At 34.4% G+C, this 20,486-nt stretch carries 18 protein-coding genes and 2 pseudogenes; 6 read left to right on the plus strand and 14 right to left on the minus strand.

Going from position 1 to position 20,486, the window contains the following annotated elements; all coding sequences use genetic code 11:
- Window positions 1-2: 2 nt before the first annotated feature.
- The 9 genes and pseudogenes from brxC to ACLKMH_RS17590 form a co-directional block, all read right to left on the minus strand.
- Window positions 3-1,586 carry a BREX system P-loop protein BrxC gene (gene brxC, locus ACLKMH_RS17550; protein ID WP_413699286.1) on the minus strand — a complete coding sequence of 528 codons (1,584 nt, stop codon included), beginning with the start codon at window positions 1,584-1,586 and terminating at the stop codon, window positions 3-5.
- A complete protein-coding gene (locus ACLKMH_RS17555) occupies window positions 1,570-2,298 on the minus strand; it encodes a DUF6079 family protein (RefSeq protein WP_413699287.1) in 729 nt (242 codons plus the stop codon). Before ACLKMH_RS17555 ends, brxC begins: the two co-directional genes overlap by 17 nt.
- 30 nt (window positions 2,299-2,328) lie before the next feature.
- Window positions 2,329-2,950: pseudogene (locus ACLKMH_RS17560) on the minus strand (DUF1788 domain-containing protein).
- A 1-nt stretch (window position 2,951) separates the two neighbouring features.
- Window positions 2,952-3,542: a DUF1819 family protein gene (locus tag ACLKMH_RS17565; protein ID WP_413699288.1), complete on the minus strand. Its 591-nt coding sequence runs from the start codon at window positions 3,540-3,542 to the stop codon at window positions 2,952-2,954.
- Entirely contained in the window at window positions 3,543-3,737 is a 195-nt protein-coding gene (locus ACLKMH_RS17570; protein WP_413699289.1) for a helix-turn-helix domain-containing protein, read from the minus strand.
- Between the two features lie 1,723 nt (window positions 3,738-5,460).
- Window positions 5,461-6,036 (minus strand): McrC family protein, encoded by a 576-nt coding sequence (locus ACLKMH_RS17575; RefSeq protein WP_413699290.1) that lies wholly within the window; start codon window positions 6,034-6,036, stop codon window positions 5,461-5,463.
- On the minus strand, window positions 6,026-6,649 hold the full coding sequence (locus ACLKMH_RS17580) for a 5-methylcytosine restriction system specificity protein McrC (RefSeq protein WP_413699291.1): 624 nt from the start codon (window positions 6,647-6,649) through the stop codon (window positions 6,026-6,028). The genes ACLKMH_RS17575 and ACLKMH_RS17580 overlap by 11 nt, the downstream gene beginning before the upstream one ends.
- A gap of 202 nt (window positions 6,650-6,851) precedes the next feature.
- On the minus strand, window positions 6,852-7,184 hold the full coding sequence (locus tag ACLKMH_RS17585) for a hypothetical protein (protein ID WP_413699292.1): 333 nt from the start codon (window positions 7,182-7,184) through the stop codon (window positions 6,852-6,854).
- Window positions 7,144-8,307 (minus strand): McrB family protein, encoded by a 1,164-nt coding sequence (locus ACLKMH_RS17590; RefSeq protein WP_413699293.1) that lies wholly within the window; start codon window positions 8,305-8,307, stop codon window positions 7,144-7,146. Before ACLKMH_RS17590 ends, ACLKMH_RS17585 begins: the two co-directional genes overlap by 41 nt.
- A gap of 1,654 nt (window positions 8,308-9,961) precedes the next feature.
- On the opposite strand from ACLKMH_RS17590, the gene ACLKMH_RS17595 reads away from it, so the two are divergent.
- The 4 genes from ACLKMH_RS17595 to ACLKMH_RS17610 all read left to right on the plus strand — a co-directional run bounded on the left by ACLKMH_RS17595 (window position 9,962) and on the right by ACLKMH_RS17610 (window position 12,844).
- Window positions 9,962-10,282 (plus strand): hypothetical protein, encoded by a 321-nt coding sequence (locus ACLKMH_RS17595; RefSeq protein ID WP_413699294.1) that lies wholly within the window; start codon window positions 9,962-9,964, stop codon window positions 10,280-10,282.
- The gene (locus ACLKMH_RS17600) at window positions 10,279-10,719 is read left to right on the plus strand and encodes a hypothetical protein (protein WP_413699295.1); all 441 of its coding nucleotides are present in this window, start codon (window positions 10,279-10,281) and stop codon (window positions 10,717-10,719) included. Before ACLKMH_RS17595 ends, ACLKMH_RS17600 begins: the two co-directional genes overlap by 4 nt.
- 284 nt (window positions 10,720-11,003) lie before the next feature.
- The gene (locus ACLKMH_RS17605) at window positions 11,004-11,495 is read left to right on the plus strand and encodes a hypothetical protein (protein ID WP_413699296.1); all 492 of its coding nucleotides are present in this window, start codon (window positions 11,004-11,006) and stop codon (window positions 11,493-11,495) included.
- Window positions 11,492-12,844: a hypothetical protein gene (locus tag ACLKMH_RS17610; RefSeq protein ID WP_413699297.1), complete on the plus strand. Its 1,353-nt coding sequence runs from the start codon at window positions 11,492-11,494 to the stop codon at window positions 12,842-12,844. The genes ACLKMH_RS17605 and ACLKMH_RS17610 overlap by 4 nt, the downstream gene beginning before the upstream one ends.
- 879 nt (window positions 12,845-13,723) lie before the next feature.
- On the opposite strand, the gene ACLKMH_RS17615 is transcribed toward ACLKMH_RS17610, so the two are convergent.
- From ACLKMH_RS17615 to ACLKMH_RS17630, 4 genes and pseudogenes are all read right to left on the minus strand, one after another.
- Window positions 13,724-14,950, minus strand: coding sequence for an EAL domain-containing protein (locus ACLKMH_RS17615; protein WP_413702389.1), 1,227 nt, complete (start codon window positions 14,948-14,950; stop codon window positions 13,724-13,726).
- Window positions 14,951-14,968: 18 nt separating this feature from the next.
- A pseudogene (locus tag ACLKMH_RS17620) lies at window positions 14,969-16,713 on the minus strand (PocR ligand-binding domain-containing protein); the annotation flags it as partial.
- Window positions 16,643-17,254 carry a PAS domain-containing protein gene (locus ACLKMH_RS17625; protein WP_413699298.1) on the minus strand — a complete coding sequence of 204 codons (612 nt, stop codon included), beginning with the start codon at window positions 17,252-17,254 and terminating at the stop codon, window positions 16,643-16,645. The gene ACLKMH_RS17625 and the pseudogene ACLKMH_RS17620, both read right to left, overlap by 71 nt.
- Window positions 17,212-17,601: a PAS domain-containing protein gene (locus tag ACLKMH_RS17630; RefSeq protein WP_413699299.1), complete on the minus strand. Its 390-nt coding sequence runs from the start codon at window positions 17,599-17,601 to the stop codon at window positions 17,212-17,214. Before ACLKMH_RS17630 ends, ACLKMH_RS17625 begins: the two co-directional genes overlap by 43 nt.
- Before the next feature lie 519 nt (window positions 17,602-18,120).
- Between ACLKMH_RS17630 and ACLKMH_RS17635 the strand changes: the two genes are divergently transcribed.
- A complete protein-coding gene (locus ACLKMH_RS17635) occupies window positions 18,121-19,017 on the plus strand; it encodes a B12-binding domain-containing radical SAM protein (RefSeq protein WP_413699300.1) in 897 nt (298 codons plus the stop codon).
- A 211-nt stretch (window positions 19,018-19,228) separates the two neighbouring features.
- Window positions 19,229-19,636 carry a DUF4080 domain-containing protein gene (locus tag ACLKMH_RS17640; protein WP_413699301.1) on the plus strand — a complete coding sequence of 136 codons (408 nt, stop codon included), beginning with the start codon at window positions 19,229-19,231 and terminating at the stop codon, window positions 19,634-19,636.
- 154 nt (window positions 19,637-19,790) lie between these two features.
- Here ACLKMH_RS17640 and ACLKMH_RS17645 read toward each other — a convergent pair whose 3' ends face one another.
- Window positions 19,791-20,279 carry a hypothetical protein gene (locus ACLKMH_RS17645; RefSeq protein ID WP_413699302.1) on the minus strand — a complete coding sequence of 163 codons (489 nt, stop codon included), beginning with the start codon at window positions 20,277-20,279 and terminating at the stop codon, window positions 19,791-19,793.
- Window positions 20,280-20,486: the final 207 nt, after the last annotated feature.

A 20,486-nucleotide genomic window follows, 5' to 3' on the forward strand; every position in this document is an offset into this window, starting at 1 on the left:
CTTCAAGCGACGAGGGTGTTATTATCCAATAAACGTTGTTCGGAGTTTTTGATAATATCGGCAATCTGATTTTCATTATAAATATGATCGCGAAGCATTCTTAAGTTTGGATAAGTGTGTTTTATTAACTCACCAAAAGCTTTAACCATTTTGCTTTGGCCATCTTCACCACTTAGCTCAATTTCGACACCTGCTACAAAGTATTTTGCAGTACCAACAAGTTTAGATGTTAGTGATTTAAGTTGGTTTAAACGCTCAACGTTTTGTATACCCTTTTCAGTAAGAATGCGCTTTATACTTTCTTGTTGTGTTGCTTTAGTCTCGTGAGCAACATACTTTTCAGTCTGTTTATAGAGTACTAAATCTCGGTGCAACCTGACGCTATCAGGGAGAACTATACGTAGTTCATCACAAAATAAGGTGTCGAAACGGTGTTTTTCGATAGTAGCTCTATCATCATAAAATGGACTAATAACATTGATTGCTAATTCATTTTCACGACCCGAAATTTTGTCATCTAATTTTCGGCTGAATGGGTAATCTTGATTATTGTCTTGCCAGCGAATTTTTCTATTTTTAAATACACCGTCATAAATCAATTTTTCAAGTTCAGAAGCAATAACATCAGAGTCAATTTCTACATTCTTGATCTCTTTTTCAATGTCTTGTTCTTCATCCGTTAAGAATTCGAACAAATCTCCATTTCGTTGAATATACGTTTCTTTCTCTAACAAGTTCAGAGCTTCTTCAACTTCGAGTTTTAATGAAGGGATATCTCGCGAGAAACTATCATGCATTAATACACATAGGTTTCGGATTGTTGGTTTGAATTCTTTAACGTATTTAACTAAAAACAGTGCCTTTAATAAGCTCACTGCAAACTTGTTATCTAATTGAAGTTCTGCTTTTAATATAGACTGTTGATTTGCCGTTTTAAGTGCAGTGCGGATACCTTCAAACATCAAATCAAACGTGGCTAGTTCACCAAGATTATGATCTTTGATCGCGATTGCTACTTCTTGGAAAACACCAAGCATTGAACGCTCACCAACAGAGCTATGCTTACCTTCAAATGCGCTATGGCTTGAAAGGTTTTGAATTGCTGACTGGAAAAGACCAAATTGATACGGGATAAACGGGTAACTTTGTAAAAAGTGATCTCTGTCTTTAAAGTTACGGTATGACTGCGAGCCATCAGCAAAATCAAACAATGTTTTAAAGTTGTTTTCTTGCTGATGATATAAGTCTGTTAACAGAGGAATAAATTCGTCTTTTTTATCAAGTAATCGACGCTGAATGACCTCTGCAACATCTTGACTGGTTAGCTTCATTCTGTTTTTAAAGCGAGCTTGTATTTTTGTAAAATCGTTTTCACTACTTTGCTCAGCTTCACCAATAACTTTTGACATATCTTCTTGCGCAGTAACAATCACCCAAGCTTGACCTTTACATTTTGTGGCTAAACTTTCAGCCACCGTTTGAAGGTTAGTCATCAGCTTAATGTTGCCTGCAATATATTGCCCTACTTCATCGACAAAGAAGTTTAACCTGAAGCCTTTTTCTTGTTTTTCAATATAGCTTTGCACTTGTTTCTGCAAAGTCTTCAATTGAAAGTCTGTAGTCTTCACGGTATTTATCTAGGATTCCAGTGACAGACTGACCTGATACTTGGTTATATGCTTTATCAACAGCATCCGCCATGCGTTTTGCTCTTGCACGACCTTTTGTCCAATCCATTTTGCTAATAGATTCAAATGTGCTAATGAAACCTTCTAATAAACCATCATCTTTGAGCTCTCTTTCAAACTGAGCTATATAAGCTTGCTTTCCATAAAAACCACAATGTTCATCGAATACTTTTACGAATACAGCAAGTAATGCATCAAGCTCTGTTTTGCTTATAACATCTGCTTTTTGGTCAATATTAAATAGAATGCTTTGTGAAGGTATACCCACAGCACGCTTAAGATCATTTGCAAAGATTCCTCCTTCATTTAAAGGGCGCTTCTCTAAGAAAATATCTAAAGGGGTTATATCTTCGATAGAAGCATTCTCTAGCAGTAATGCAAGCATTTTCAATAAATGAGACTTACCCGAACCAAAAAAGCCAGAGACCCATACACCGTTAGCACCATTATAATTCAGGTATGCATCCAAAAATATGTCCAGTCGCTTGGCGACCTCATCAGTTATAACGTACTCATCAAGTTCAAGATATAACGCAACATCGTCATCAGCTTTAATGACACCTTCAATTGGTCTGTCTACTTTTTTTGCAAATAATTGAGATAACTTCATAGTCTGTTGTTTAATCCTATTTTTAGCTTGTTATATTGCACGATCTAAAATGTTAAAAGCTCTGTAATATTTGTCGTCTTCTAAAGTCCCGAATAAAACTAAAGAAGTCCCTTTTTCAACGGAGTGCTTATATTGTCCGGGTAAAACATTAATGTTGGTTTTTCTTTGGCTTTAATTTGAAGGTTTTCAAGAAGGTTACTTGATCTAATATAGGGATAAACTTCACCAACTCCTGTAATGATTAAAATATCAAAATTACTATCTGACATTTTTTTACCATAGCCGGGATCAGAATCGTTTTAGTGTCAATAATACCTTGAATTTCTTCTTTAAATTCCTGCTTAGACATAGAGGCTTCATTTTCCAACAGCCACTCCCAGTCATCTTCTTCCTTACATAACTCTATAACTAGGTCATATAAATTGACTTCCAAAACTTTAACTCGGGCGTCAATTAAGTAATTTGTGATTTGCTTTACGAGTAGGTTGATATCATTTTGAAGTGACGGCTCGAATGGACAAATATGAAAAGGTATATCCCCGTTTAGTCCTTCCATATTTCGAAAAGGATCACTAGCAAGTACATCAGTTAAATGTACGTATGCGTCACGGAGATTGGCTTTGGTTAAAACGCTATTAAACTTCCCAGCCATATTAGCTATACTCCCCAGGGAAAATAGCTAAATCATCAGCATTTTTCTGTTGTATAAGCTCTCTAAGTTTCGGAGATATGTGCTGATGTAGAATTTCTTTTTCTTTAGTAATTAAATCGCACTCAACTAGCATTTTAAACATGATTTGCTGAGCTTTGTACCTGGATTGCTCAGTAATTTTATCGAGGTTACTATGCCATTCAGCTTTCGCATTTAAAAAAGCAATATAATCTTCTGTGAATAATTGGAATCGACTTTTATCAAAATACTCAGATAAGACTTCAACCGCAAATTGATACGTAAATAAATATTGGCGGCAAATAGCTAACCAAACTAAATGCTTAACATCAGCATCAGATTCTGTCATTAATGCTAATTCATCATCAGTTAAATTCATGAGTCGCTTGGATACTTCACCATATATTGTTTTTAAGGTACTTTCTGTCCTAGCTTGTAAAAGGTTATTACCTAAGACTTCTGCCCGAACCTGATTCCAGTCCTTAAACTTATTATATTCCTCTGCAATAATGAGGTTTTCACGAACCAGTGCTGGTCTTAAAGTAAGTGACAACTTATTTTTGGTATCAGCCATTTAATTTGCCCCTTCAGAGCTGTCAGCAACATCACCATTTCTAACCCAATCATCTACTTCATGAGCTTTAAATTTCCAAAATCGACCTATTCGGTGCCCAGGTAAGCCCTTTTTCTCTCGCCAAGCATAAATAGTATCTTTGCTTACACCTAAGTGCTTTGCTATATCTTCAACAGAGAGCCAACGATCAGTCATCTTTTTTCCATTAAGTAATTAATATTCTATATATTACTTAATATCGCATAGTTGTAATATCAAGTATATAGCCCCATAAAAAGAAGCCTACTTTAATCTGATTAAAGCCGATTAAGACTGATTAAATCTAATTAGACAGTGTTTAATAAATTTAAGCATATATCCCCACTGTCAGTTTGTTATGTAATTACGAATATTTATAAACAAATATAAATTTATAGTAAGTTTAATTACATATGATTAAAAATATGAAAAAAAACAAGCTGTAAATAGTAAAAGGGTTAATTTAATTAGTCGCTTATTAGGCGTCGATATGGCAACCCGATTCCTGACATGTAACATATTAGGTTAAAGATCGTGTTGCGAATATCAGATTTACTATCAATAACGTTTAATGATATTTATATGAAACGAATAATTATTGAGAAGAAGAAAACTTCTGAGTAGGCGACTACCAACTTAATCAAAAAGAGTTAACAATAATCCACGAAGTTTAATTAACATTTATTATTAAATGAAAAGTAAGTTGTACCAAAAACCAAAATAAATTTTCTTTCACCTAGATAAATAGAATAATTATACATTGCGCTAATAAATGCTCATAGGGAGCGCTCAAAAGCAACCTAAGTAATAAAGGCACATAAACCATGTAACGAGGAATAAGAAAATAAAAAAGCCTTAAAAACCATTGGAGAGAATATAATAAATCACATCAGTTTTTTAAACTAACTGACAATAATGTTCCTATAATACTTTGAATGATTCCGATAAATATCCAATAAAGTGCAAAAACATTAATTACAAATTTTAACGTTAATTTAGATCTGTTTAAGTTTTAAAAAACAGGAATTTAAATTTTTCTAAAAAACAAAAATAAATAACATGGATTTTATACTTTAATAAACAGTAAGCATCTTTTGAAATATGCCAACTTTCGCAGGGCTCAATTGAAAGATAAAACCACGTCACAAATTATTGCAATATGTTAGTTATTTAAGACAAAAAATTGAAACAAATAAAGTTTAGTTTCACTCTTGATTAGTGTAAAAACCTCATGACACTCCATATCAAATAATTACGAATTGTCAATATAAATAACCACCAGAAAAGAGAGGAGCACAACAAAATAACCAAAAAAATTTCAAATTATGGTGATCGATTATAAAAAATATGTTATAACTATTATAACTATTATAATTATTATAACTATTATATAACTAATATAAGGTATGAATCGGTCTGAATGTGTTTTTCCAAGCATGTTTGCAGAAAGTAGGCACTAATTCTTCTGCCTCTTAGGGCGCTTCGCCTGCCTCTCAGGGAGGATCGTCTACCTCAAATGCATAAAATACCTCTTTTTAGTCCACACTACCATAATGTGAAATTTCTTTTTGTTACACTCATGCATTGCGAGAGCTTATTAAAATAAATCCAAATTAGCTAAATTATTTTTCGTAAAATTTGTATGATTTTGCGAATAAATATCGACTACGTTTATATAGTACGTAATACATTCCTTAGCTCCCTAATTTCAATGCATTCTAATATTTTTCATTTCAATTTTTTTAACTCATGATCGAAGCAAGAATTTATGGGCGCATTACACCATACCGTCCTAATATTTTATTTATTGATTCAAAAGTCAATAACATCATGTTAATTTAAAGCCCCCTACTTTATAGCCTTAGCTATTTAAGATAAAGCCACGAGTAATGTAACAGGCTTATTCTATTTGACTGTACGCAATTGGTACTGCATTACTTTCCTTAGCCTTAAAAGGCCATTTTACGCCTACTGCGTCGGTGTTAATGATTTCAAACGGCACTATCCACAACCTATGCCCATCACCCAAATCAAATGGACTAATTAATGGTTCATCAAAGTTATCTTGGCTAGGGTAAATCAGCACGACATCTTTTCCGCTATTCTCATCTCCAAGGTACTTTTTCGCATAGGCAAATAACTGATAGATATCTGATTGGGAGATATTTGAATTACTTAATTTGGAATCAAGAAGCTTCCATTTAGTATCGAGTACAATTAGGTTGGTCTTTGCTTGTTTAATTACCAAATCAGGCCGTAAATTGAATTTATCTCGACCATCATATCGAGCTAAGTACTCGCCGGTAACTTGTGTATTTATGATAAATTTTGGGTGACTAACCGCTAACTGATCTCTTAATACCTTGGCAACGTAGTCTTCAAACACTTTCTCCATTGGGAATAATAAAGATACTGTGTGCGTTTCACCTTTCATACTCTGCGGAGAAAAACCTTCTAATATCAATTTACACCACACCAATGGCACCTGATAGTAGTTCCATACCCCTATCTAGTTTGACTTTGGTAAAATCCAGTTTGTAATCACCACTTTTTGGCACCTCATGAAAAACGAACTCTAATTCTTGAAGAAGTTTTTGATTCAAAGCACTATGACTAATTGTCTTCACTTTTAATAAGGCTGAATGAAGTAAACGATTTGCAGGGCGATCTAGTAAAAATTCATCATACTCACAAGAGAATTTATGCTTATTGATGAAATTGTGTTTAACCTGGTTGCCCACATTGAGCTTCCCCTTCAAGAAAGATAGATTATCTTTCCGACGAACAAAGTCACTCCTTAATCCACGCTTTATTAACACATTCACCGAATTTAAAAACTGGCTTATGAACACTTCGAGTAGTGGCATTTTCTGGCTTGCAATATTAGCACTTGAAGTTTGAATATGAGAAAAACCTTTTAAAGATCTCAACATAATCAGTAAAGATTTACGCGCCTTAGTGAAGGCAACCTCGTTATTGTCTGCATTTTCATCATTAAAGCCTTTACCGATTTTAGGTAGCACTTCAATTTGAGTCCTGTCAGGTGTAAATATCACTCCTGCATAGTTTTGGACTTGTAAAACTTCCATATTACGACGGCGACGCAGTCGCAGTAGCTTACTTTCACTCTCATTACTTAGGCAAATGGATTTAAGGTAACCATAAGCAGTGTTTGAGACCACCTGAATATGTGAATACTCAGATGAATCATATCCAGTTTTTTTGCCTCTTTTTCACTCACTAAGCAGTCGAACTCAAACAGAGTTATTACATTCTTAGCATTCAAAAGGCTCACTCATTAATGCCTATTGTGTATATGCCAGTGTAAGCTTTCGCGTCATCCCATACTGCATCATCGCAATGAAAAGGCTTTATCTTATAGGTAATTTTCTTTTCTTCATAAAGTTCTAAACCATGTTCTCCACCGAACAAGTCAGAGTATAAGTCCTCATGACCGTCAAGGAACCTTAAGCTTTCATCATTTTTCAAGCTGTCACCAAGTACTAATCGTATCTTGTTCCAATCTTCATAGAAGTACTCTTCAAGTAGAGGGATGATTTTATTTTTAAATGCCTCTTTTAATTCAGTAAATGCAAGCTTGTTCTTGCCTTCGCTTGCGAGCATTATACGCTGGAAATAAGAAGGCGTGACCAAGAGTGTGTTCACGGTCATACAACACTTCGATACGTTTATTGATTGCTTCGAGCAAATGTTTCAAATTTATTTGTTGGTTTTGCCATTCAATCGTATGACCAGTGAATAGATCCGGATTAGGCATCATTTCAACAAAATCAAAACGACGACGCAGTGCGGTGTCCATCATTGCTAACGATCGATCTGCTGTATTCATTGTGCCGATGAGATAAAGGTTATCAGGGACAGAGAATAGTGGTTTGCTATGAGTCAGACTGATTTCAAGATATTCATCATTAGTACTCTTACCTGCATGCATTCGCTTACTAGGTTCTATAAGCGTAATTAACTCTCCAAATATTTTAGAGATGTTGCCACGGTTGATTTCATCAATCACTAATACATAGTTTTGTTTAGCACATTTTTCTGATGCAGGAAGCTCTTTCGGAATATGTTTTTCTATTTGTTTAAGAGCCTTAAAAAAGTAACTCGCATGTTGCCTTGCTAAACCAGATACAAAGTCACTTTGTTTGATATCTTGTCTGCTATTTGCTCCAGCAAGGTAAAGACACTTTAAGTCTTCAAACTTCATAATTTGAGAAGACTTCCAATCGCCACTGTAACGAAAGCCCTCTTCCTCGATGGCAACAATGGAAACAGCATCAGTGAGGGTGAATGCATCAGACGTTTCAAAGATGGACAACTTAAAAGCTTCTAAAGCAAGAGCAAACCTTTGCTCTTGATTAAATTCTTCCTGTTCTTTTTGACTATCCTCTAAGTTCTTTCTAGCCGCACCAGCAATAATCTTAAAAATCCCATCTTTAATAGCGTATTTTACTTGCCCGCTATCAGTTGTGGTTGCGCTCAGTCCCTCTACAAACTCCTCATAGCCGTAACTTTGATGAAAGGTAACGAATCGAATGCGTTTAGCATCAGTTAGCTTTTTATATTTTTTCGTTAGCTTAGTGCGCAACTCTTTAGACAATCCAATTTTAGGATCGATATTCAAGTTAAAGAAGAACTCTGGGTCAGCGGCTTGAACAGCGACTTCAATAGTGTGGTACGTTTTACCGGTTCCCGGAGGACCATAAAGAATTTGATTAAGTGAAATCATCGACAAGTTCCTTTTATCTGCTTTGTCCATATCAATCTGAGTTTTTGGGGGACTACATTATCTCTATCAAAAAGAACACTCATTAGGCTCTTTATCGCTTTAACGGATTCAATGTTTGTAGCAAAACCATACTGTGATTTATTCTCGTCAAATTTTGGATATTTTCTGAAGCTGGTACTTTTGCTCATATTCGACCAGTCAACATAAACTCCTTCAATTTTATCGATCTGGTTTTGTAAATGTCTACTACTTGGATGTAGAACCAATGGTAATTTCGCTACGTCTACTCCCCCTTTCCCCTTTTAACATAAAGGTATTTACTATCTCCAAAATCGTACTCAAATGCGTAGGCAGGAGGAGACATTTTCGGACTTGGACACCCAAGTTTAGACAAAGCCTTTACTATATCAGTCGATGACAGCACAATTTAACCCCTTTCTTATAAATCACAGCTTTCTCTAGCACACCTTTGTAATAATCGTTATTGGCGACTGGGGGAATCCGTGTTTGTGTAATAGCAGTATCAAATCTTCTTTATAGCTTGGTCTTAATACCATTATGGTGCGTTGTAAATTGTCATTAATGAATTTCAATAAAACAAGGCTTAATAGCATATATTTGTATCTTGAAAATTCAACAATGCCACGAAGTTCATAGCAATACATTATATATAATTTAATAGGTTAGGTTAATAGATATTATATTTTGGGGCCAAAACAGAAATGTTACAATAAGAAGTGGCTGAACCATCATCTGATAATGTATAAAAACCATCCTGACACAGGGGCAAGAAAAAAGAGTTCAAGAAAGAAATTACAAGTTAGATTAAAGATTTCCTGGTCGAAACGAACTCAATAAATCACATAAAAATGATTTATCTATTAAAATGAGAATTTTAAAAAATTAGGAGAACCTAATATATTAACAATTAAAACTCAAAACCTTGACTTTAATTCGTAGGTATAAACCGAAATTACCTTTTAAATAAATATTCTCCAAACCTATTCATGAATTTTCACAAAACAAATGTCTTCATAATACATTGAACGATATCCAACATTTATATTTAAAATTGAGGAAGAAATATAACTTCTCCCTCAATGAGTTTAACTCATCTCCTCATCTTTTCTCAAAATATTGTCTACATCCTCATTAGACATGAGCTCCAAAAAAACTCAAATTCCTCATCTAAATATAGATCAAATAAATATTGTAAGACCGTTTCAATGGTTATATTTAACCTAAATGCGGTATCAGTTATTAACATTATTTGTGTTGAAATCATTTTTTATTCTCCAAATATTATTACGCCAGTACGGATCAGCATCAAGCTGACCTAGATAGCTCTGATTTTGGATTAATTTTCCACGTACAAATTATAGAATTTAGCCCTACTGTAATAATAAAAACCATATTCACCTGCATTAAAACTGTACACTAAATAATCACAAAACACTGTATGCAAAAACAGCGCTTTATTTTATGTATAGTGTCAACTTTTATTTTACATACCAAATAAAGTTTCAAAAATATATTTATTAAAACTACTACCAATTAAAATAATTGTAGACTATATTAACAAAAATAATCGTAACCAATTGATATATATAAGTATACACTAATTATTAAAATGTCAACAGAGAGAGAGGAATCGATGAAACAACTAAACAAACGTATATTAACCATGCTAAAGAATGTTCGGGAGATCGTTAAAAAAGCTCTTGAAAAAAAAATTTCAAAAACAAAAATTCGTAATGTTACAGTTGTTCCAACTCTAGTTGAATACTTTAAAAAAGGTACTGAAATTCCTAGTGATGTATCCAAATTTCTATCAGCAATAGTACGTTTTCATTTAAGAGATTCCACTGCCGTTACTAAGGGTTTATTATTCAATAAATTCCTTGAATTTCCACACATAATTGTATTTTTATCATCCTGGTATAATAATGACCAACAGGAAATGTTTAATAAATGAATACAATAATAGAGTTTGGTAACTATAAGCTTTCAAATCGGTTGAAAAATGATTTGACTAGATTAGCTAGCGATCACCCACTCAAATTATCTGATGGCCTAAATCTAAAACTTGAAAGTAAAAAGATAGCGCAATCTACAAAAATATGGTGTGAGTTGTGCATTCGATATCAAATTCAGGACTCAGCAGGAGGTGTAAAGCTGTCTCCGAAAGGCCTGAGAAATCGTATTGTAAAGCGCTTCGTAGATAAGAGAAAGAAATCGGAAAATAAGATAATAACTCAGCCCGATGTTATACGGACCCTTTCTTATGAAGAATTTGAGTCAGAGTTTGAGGAAAAGCCACTTGAGAAAGAGTTGCTAACTCTGTATTGGGGAGTCTTTTTAAAGCACTTGACACTTGGAGAGGTAATACTCAGCAAAAGCCTTCACTTCTAGATGAGGTTTCAGATAAACAGCTAGAACCGTCAATTTGGGAGCCTATTAAAAGTCGGTGTCAGCAATTGCCATATAGCCATGAAATAGAGGCTGATGTCAAAAATCTATGTTTATACATACTCCGTGATTATCCAGATGTATTGACCTGTGCAGAGAGTTCTATCCAGCCAATTGAACCACCAGAACGAAGAGACTGTAGACATGGTGCGCTATTATCTTATTTACTTCAAATTCCAGATATCAAGAATACTTTGAGGTCAACTTACACTCCGCGGACTTTGCGAATGAATTGGAACAAAAAATTTATTCAGGGTTATGATAAATCTAAAGCTTTAAAGAAAGCAAAATTAGAACTGTCGACTAAGCCTTTAGACACTTTGCTTATCCCAATCTTTTATGGTGGGTTGAAAGAGTTTCTAAGTATAATTATTAAACGAATTGATCCAAAAGTTTCTGTACAGCTTCATACCAAAGAAGGTTTTTTTGACTACTTGCGTGAGCAATGTTTGGGCTGGACAGTTTGGCCAACAATTATTAATTTTGAAAAACAATGGAAACCACCGGCAAATCATCCTTCTCATTCACAGATTAGAGATAATGCTTATAATCTTGGCATTAATTGGTATCAGATTGGCGAGGAGTTAGGCTTAACATTAGCTCCGCGTGTGAGGAAACGTCTGACAAAGAATGAAACTATTGCTAAATATAAGTCTTTAAAGAGCCAGTTTGGTCGCTATCCAAGCCGTAGCGACCTTCAAAAAAACACGAGAAATTGATTGGAGATATTTACATACATTTTGGTGGTTTGAAAGGGTTATACCAAGAAATTGGCATTAGGGGAAATAGGTCAGTTAAGTGTAATGATGGAACGGTTGTAGGTTCTCAGGCGGAGGCCGATTTGTATCACGCATTACTTACGGAGAAAAGTCACCCATCTAGTTGGTTACATACTATAGAGACTCAGGTTCTACTGATACCAGGCAGAAAATATACGGCAGACTTCTTCTTGAACGGGACACTAGTTGTTGAAGTGGAGATGGTGGATAGCAGTCAAGAACATAATGGAAAGACAGCTCAAGAATACGCATCAAGAAATTTACAGAAGTTAGATTTATATAAATTTAATGGTATACCAGTGATCACATTGCAACAAGAAGACCGATTTAAATTAAATTTAATTGAAACATTAGAATATATTCGTAAGTCAATGGGTGTAAAGCCGAATAAACCAGTATTCACTACTCAACAGATAAATAAGCCAATTGGTCACTGGGACAAAAACACAATTTTAACTTCACTTAAAAACTCAGTTGATGAGTTTTTAAGTCGTAAAGGTCATATTCCACTCTCCTTGAATAAGTTGACTCCACACTTAGAGAAGGGGTTCAGAGACGCTTTTTATACTCATCTATCAGAGAAAGAACAAAATAATCTTTTGAAGCGTGTACAAATGCCACTTATAGCTCGCACCGGTGTTACGGGGAGTGGCGCTGAACTTCAAATTAATCGCAGTTTACTCCTAGGCTTAATTAAATTATTGCGTTTCACGAAAGGGATAGTTGTTACAGATACAAAAGCACGAGAAATAGGCTTGGATACTCAATCAGGAGCAACTTCCATTTCATCTACTTTCTCCAAAAAACTTGGATTAAGTATGCGAGATTTTGCTATGAGTTGTGATCTTTGGTTCTACAACTCCGGGGGATGCTTAGATAAGCCAGCTTTTCAAAAAACTCTTATAGACAAAGATCTTACTGCGACTATTAAATCCTTCCCTAAATTATCTTTTACTGAATGGAAGCATGTTAAGGCAACTTTAGACAAGAGAAAATTTAGACATGGTCATAATTGTTGGATAAAGAAGGATGGTAGTTTTCATGAAGAGACTATAACGGCCATGAGTCATTTGTTTAAATTGACTAATGGATTGCCACCTTCGAACAGTGAGTGGAACCATGCAGGCCTTAAGAACCTTAATGACATGCTAGTTTCATATTGTAAAAAAACTGATTCAATAACAAAGCAAGATTGGTTAAATAGTGTTGGAGTATCTAAAGATACTAAGGGCTGGGATGAGCCATTGAGTTGGCCTAAATCTCCTTCCTTCAAAGGTGAAGATATATAACTTTGTAGAATATTTCTTTGTAAAAGGCGCAAAAATAACTAACGTATTTTCACAAAACAATTCAAAGCCAAAAGATGACGGAAAGTCTCAAGAAACGGCCTTATTTTTCAAAAAAGCTAGAAATACAGGTGAAGTCATTCAATTATCATATCTATATTTCAATGAAAATAATATTAAGGTTTATGGTCGGCAAAATGGAGGAATTAAGAATGAATACATATATGATACCTACGATACGTCTAATGGTGTTTTTTGGGTCAAAGTACCAGTGCATCAGTGCATCAGTGCATCAGAGCAAACTTCTAACAAATTATTTAAGCGGAATAAAACAGTCGCCTTTGTCTCGTGCTTCATACATGTGTAACCAACTACTTTTTCCGATTAAGGTGTCTATGTGCCCAGATTTATATCAAAAGGTAATTAGTCTATTTAAGTTGGCAATCACTCCGTGATTCATTGAGCCATTTGTTTAAAGTGAAAGCATTCTTTTATTGGTACTAAGTACTCATTGAATGGATGTTTCACTTGTAAATTAAAGTAGTATTGCTCTTTAAAGAAAATACTAGCATTATTTTCTTATTAGGACTTATAATGATATAACATCCTGCAAATTGCATATATTCTGCAATGACTTAAAGCAAAAAAAACATATGACTTTTCAAAAAAGCAATACCATAAGCAATACCACCACACAAAATAAAAAAATAACCGTTTAATATCATGGAGATACACAACCAATTCGAAGGCCCCCATCTCCACCACATCAAAATCCCCATAATCAATAGGTTATGGGGATTTTTTGTTTTTGGTGTCCACATTGGGCCTACATTGGTTCAATTTACCTTTTACATCCCCTTTCATAATGTTTATTACAAATTTTTACTGAAATGACTCAGTTATTGTAAGCATTCCCTCAAAAGCAATGGTTAAACTTGATAACATTGTTCGCGCAGTCTCAATTTCTCCCTGATTGTATTTAGCTTTTATTGAGCTGGCAATAAAATGAACATCTTGATATGATTTTTCCAACTGTAATAAAGCATTTTTTTCAAATAGTTTTTCTTGCTTTTGTTGATTAATCCAATGAGCACACTGACATTGTTGATTATCCATAATCGGCCACGGTAATAAATTATCTGGCGATAATAAAATATTCCTTTCAAATCTATCTTTCCAATAAGTACTTACTATTCGGAATATATCTAAACTACTTTGTTTTTTGTTACGTTCTATATTTGCGCTTTCTACCCAACTATTATTAGGCTGATAACTGTCTAACCATTGTTTAAATTTATCTGCAGGCATCGGTTTAGCAATGCCATAACCTTGGGCTTGTTCACATCCCATAAGTAATAAAATTAAACCATGATTAGTACTTTCTACTCCTTCTGCAATAACATTACGATTAAATGATTTAGTTAAAGCAATCACACTGTTAATAATGGAGTAATCACTAGGGTCATCTAATATATCGCGAACAAAGCTACGATCTATCTTGATAGTATCAACGGGTAGATTACGTAAATGAGTCAATGAGGAATACCCCGTCCCAAAATCATCTAATGCAAAACTAACACCTAGTCGTTCTTGACACGTATTAACAATATGATTAATTGTATTGATATCAGCTAAAGCTGAGCTTTCCAGAATTTCTAACTGTAGATATTTTGCATTAGAAGCATCATATTTGGCTAACCTATTTTCAAGTCCCATAAAAAACGAAGGAGAGGTTAAGTGATTTGATGATATATTTACACTCACCTCAAGCTTTAAGCCTTGTTGTTGCCAGTCATTAAGCTGTTTTAATGCTTCACTTATAACCCAGTCCCCTACTTTAATTTCTAATGGTGTTGCATCAATTGTGGACAAAAAATCGAGCGGAGGAATGAGTCCCTTTTTCGGATGTAACCAGCGAATCAGGGCTTCAACACCAAATACGTCACCAGTCACCATGTTAACTTTTGGCTGATAATATAATTGGAACTCATTATTAATTAAGGCTTGCTCAATCTCTTTTAATTGAAGGTTCTTTTTAATAATACGTTGTTCATAATCTGGGTTATAGAGTTGTGATCTATTTTTACCCAATAGCTTAGATTGGTACATCGCATGATCTGCATGACGTAATAGAGTATCTATATCCTCATCATCTGAAGGGTACAAGGTCACCCCACTAGAAGCGGTGATATTATGTAAAATACCATCAATAACATAAGGCTCTGCCAATGCTTGATGAATACCTTCTATCGTGGTTTCATATTGCAAAACTGATTCAATATCATTAAGTAAAATCGCAAACTCATCTCCCCCTGCCGTGATACGGTATCTCCTTCTCTAATATTACTTACTATACGGGAAGCAACTTCAATTAATAAATGATCACCAACTTCATGGCCATAGTTATCATTAACCGGCTTAAAATCATCCAAATCAAGAAAACAAACAACAAATTGATGCCCTGTGCGCATACTGTTGGCAATGGATTGATTGAAACGCTCTACAAATAAAGCTCGATTAGGCAATTTAGTGAGCCCATCATAGTGAGCCATTAAGTTAAGTTGTTCCTGGTATTGTTTACTCGTAGTTATATCGGAAAATACACCAATATAGTTTGTTACTTCATTTTTATTATTTTTTATGGAAGAGATTGTGAGTAACTCTGCATAGGCTTTACCCTGTTTTGTTTGGTTCCAGATCTCGCCGTGCCAGTAATCTTGTTTGGCGATTGATTTCCACATTTCCTCATAAAACCTAGGCGTTTGTTTACCTGAATTTAAAACTGAAGGGACTTTTCCAATAATATCTTCCTGCTGATAGCCTGTAATTTGAGTAAATGCAGGATTAACATCAATAATTTTTTGCGTCGCGTCAGTGATGATTATGCCCTCATGAGTATCACTAAATACTCTCGACGAAAGCTGTAATTTTTCTAAGGTTACTTCTCGCTCAGCCAATAATTTTGCTTGTTTTATTGCACTCAAACTTGATGCTGAAATAATACTGGTCAATTTTGCATAGAAATGCATTGCTTTAGTTACTTCATCTTGAGTAAAGCGAGGGACTTTATCTAGTGCATTTAGGTACATGTCTTCATCAAAACTATATTTACTAGCTTGCGTTTTAAACAGCGCTATGTCGGGAAGTTCATCTTTATAAAAAAATTGACCGATGAAAACATTGCCGAGATGCTTATCCCCGATAATAATTGGAGTGGCCATATCCCACATATTATTTTTACAACGATATCTTTTAAATTCTCCCGGCTTAGCTCCCTTTGACAGGATAGTATCGCTTTCAAAGCAGTTTTTACGAGTCTCTGGGTTGATACGATGAAAGTTTGCACAAATATCCTGTGGGCCAACAGATATTAATGTATTTCCTTTGGTATCGACAATAGCACCTAACATGCCTGTCAAATGATAGAAGTCTTCCATGAGTGATTTAAGCGATTCTATATCAATTATATCTGATAGCTCTAATTCATTAAATTCGGTATCAGGCTCTAAAATTGCTTTTAGCTTATTACTAACGGTTGCTTTACTCTGTTTTAATGCTTCCTCTGCGTTTTTCCTATCAGTAATATCTTGAATAAAGCCAGAAATTTTGTTTTCTTCTTCTTCACTATCATATTCTAATTTTCCTTTACACTCTATCCAACGTTCCTTTCCATCACACTTTCTAGTAATACGATATTCAACGTGGAGTTCATCACCTGTCTCAAAGCATTTTTTAATTGACGAGGAAAAATCTGGAAAATCGGCATCATTCATAATTAGGCGTAATAGTTCTGGCCCTGCTCTAGATTCTCCTGGGAGTCCAAATAATGCATACATTTGAGGAGACCAAGTGGTAGTTTCTAGAATCTGCATAAAGCTCCCAATAACCTATTTTTGCGTAAATCTGTGCTTCTTTAAGCCTTAACTCACTACTCCGGAGTTGTGCAAAGGACTCCCTATCCTTAGTGATATCTGATGCAATACCTAATACACCAATTAAATCTCCATTATTATCAGACATAGGCGTTTTTATTGTTTCGACCAGTTCACAATGCCCATCACTAGCAAAAGTAAGCCACTCTTCATTGCGTGTCGCTTTTCCTGCAACTAGTGCCTGTAGGTCTTTTTGTCGGAAAAAATCAGCATGTTCCTTATCTGTGAAATCATAATCTGTTTTGCCAAGAATATCTTCTGGAGTACCTCCAGCATACATTCGTGAAAAGTTTTCATTACAAGCAATAAAAACACCATTTTTATCTTTTAACCAGATTAAATTTGGTAAGTTATTCAATAAGGTCTTTATCAATGTCTGACTTGATAATAATTCTTCAGCGGCTCGAAACTCTTCAGTAGTATCCCGAAAAGCCAGTACTACACCACTAATTTCCCCAGAAGGAGCAAAAATAGGGAACAAGAATTTGAAATTTCATATTCGTTTCCATCTTTGCAAATAAGCACAGTATTAGCTAACAAAGCAACGTTCTCACCTGTTTTTAAAACGTCTTTTGCTGAATTCTGAACAGGCTCTCTAGAATGCTTATGAATAATATTAAAAACGTCTGTTAAAGGTTTTCCGATCGCTTCTTTTGAGGACCAACTTGTCAGCTGGCTTGCAACGGGGTTAAGATAAGTGACAATTTCATTAGTGTCAGTTGTGATAATAGCATCACAGATAGCGTTTAAGGTTGCGCTTAGTCTGACATTTTCTTGCCCCGATAAACTAATATGTTTCTTTTTTCGAGCTTTATTAGCTAATAACAAAGCAATGATAATAGCGCCAAGAATAAGGAGAGCAGTTATATTAAATGTGTAATTAGCAACAGCTATAATGATAAGAATTATAGAGCAAAACAAAAAAGTACTTTACGGGAGCCCGATTGCATCAAGTATATCCATGTTATTATTAAAAGTGATTAAGCCATTTATTACAGCAGTGCTATTTTCATTGGAGGATAAAATACTCTCTTACATCTGATTTTTTAGCTATTTAACATTAAATGTAGTTCATTTCTGAGTGTTTAAAATTTATTTAGATTAAAAAAAGGCTTAAAACGAACATTTACGAATCATTTCACATAAAATTCAGTCAATCGTTTAATGAAGTAACTTGAAGAGGTACAAAGACATCTAAACTAAGCTGACACTTTATTCGAATAAAGAATAACTGAACATATTTATTGTAAGTTGCTGGCTCAGCTAGTTTAAAAAATCAAGCGCTGAATATAATCATCAATTACTGTATTATGACGTGCATATATTTATCTACGATTAAGAACCTCAATGTCTATTCAACAATTCAATAATGAATTAACAATTCTACGCACCGATTTAAATGAACAAGAAAAGCCTTTTGTTGCTGATCTTTCATCACATAAAATCCTGCTAGCAACACTTAACTCTAAATACATGCATGCCAGTTTAGGTTTACGTTACCTTTATGGCAATTTGAAAGAGTTACAACCCTGTTGCGAAGTAAAAGAATTTGTTATTCAGACGCGTGCGATTGATATCGTTGAACAAATTTTAGCAAGCAAACCAACAATAGTTGGTTTTGGTGTTTATATCTGGAATATCGTTGAAACCACCAATGTGGTCAGCTTATTAAAAGTTATCGCCCCAGAGGTTAAAATTGTACTTGGTGGGCCAGAGGTCAGCTATGAATCAGAATCACAGGCAATTGTGAAAACCTCCGATTATGTTTTGACGGGTGAAGCAGAAATTAGTTTTTATGAACTGTGCAAAGATATCCTCAGCAAAAATGCGCCTGTAAATAAAGTCATTAAATCTAAACCTGTCGAACTGAAAAACCTAGAAATGCCTTATCAGTATTACAGCGATGAAGATTTAAAAAATCGCTTATTATATGTTGAAGCTTCGCGTGGTTGCCCTTTTAAATGTGAGTTTTGTTTATCATCTTTAGATACTAAAGCAAATCCATACGAATTAACTGTATTCTTACAGGAAATGGAAACTCTCTATCAACGAGGCGCTCGAAATTTTAAATTCATAGATAGAACCTTTAATTTAGATATTAATACTTCGATTCAGATAATGCAGTTTTTCTTAGACAGAATGACCGATGATCTTTATTTACATTTTGAAGTGGTTCCAGATCATTTACCAAGAAAATTAAAAGAAATACTCGCAAAATTCCCTGAAAACACAGCTGCAATTTGAAATTGGTATTCAAACCTTTGACCAAACCGTTCAAGAAAATATTAGTCGTAAACAGAATAACGCTAAGTCTAAACAAAATTTAATTTGGTTAAGAGAAAATACCACGGCGCATATTCATGCTGATTTAATATTTGGCCTGCCAGGTGAAACCTTCGAGGCTTTTAAAGATAGTTTTGATCAACTTTATGCCTGCAAGCCACATGAAATACAAATGGGAATTTTAAAACGTCTTAAGGGAAGCCCTATTATTAGGCATACCGAAAACTTTGATTTACGTTTTAACCCCTTACCTCCCTTTAATATTTTAAGCACCGATCGAATAGACTTTGCGACCATGCAACTGGTCAATCGTTTTGCGCGTTACTGGGATATGATAGGAAATTCTGGACGCTTTAAGCATACTTTAAACGTGTTATTGAATTATAATCCCTTTGATGAATTCATGGCAATTTGTAACTGGTTATTTGAAGAAACAGGGCAAACACATAGAATTAATCTTAAACGTTTATTCGAATTATTATCACAATCGGTTGAAGCCCTATTCCCAGAAAAACATTCAATGGTTTTAATTAAAATTGAATTAGATTACAAGGTACGCGGGTTTAAAAAGCATTTTTAATACTCTCAACTTATATGCTGGACAGAAAAAACAAACAAATAATAGACCAAGTAAATTATTACAAAGGCAAAAACAACATATGCAATAATACCTAACATAAAAAAGCTCTGTCATTTACAAAGTGGCAGAGCCTTTAATACTTAAATAATAAACATTAAGCGTATTCAGATAGAAACTGGTAGCGTGCAAATAGGATCTCAAATACCCAATAACAAAGGCCTAAAGCTAACCATAAATAATTATGTAAAGTTAACTTGTCATTACTCTCACCATTAGCATCATTACAAACCCTGTTTACAATTAACTGAGCCTGATATAAACACCAACACATCACCGGCATTAACATGAAGCTCATAAAAATAGTAAATGGTGAGCCAATATTCATTGCCGCTAACCTATCACCAGCTTTACTAGCAACATAAGCAAAAACATAAACAGTACCAATCATATTAACTGTTTTGGTTAATTCCTCTGATTGAATGATATGTTTACTGGCAATATTTTTAAATAAAATTGGGCCAAAAAAGATTGAGAAAAAAGCACGCACTGCAGGCCATATATTATCTCCGGAGGCAATTTTATAATTTGCCCAATTCTTATAAAACCAATACAAGCCATAGACACCCATAGTGCCTAAAAACATAATTAAAAATTTCTTGGGAGAGACAACATAAAAATCGGCAGTGATTTCTGGCGTGATGACTTTATTCTTAGATTTGTTTTTTTGGATCTTGTTTTCATTAAACTCACTCTTATTAACACAGTTAGGCTATCTAACCATTTTAAAAAACACAATAATTTACATTACTTGTATACCCGCTATTAATCGAGATACAACAGCTCATCTTGT

Origin of the sequence: Psychromonas sp. KJ10-10 (assembly GCF_047323245.1) — a bacterium.
Lineage (GTDB): Bacteria > Pseudomonadota > Gammaproteobacteria > Enterobacterales > Psychromonadaceae > Psychromonas.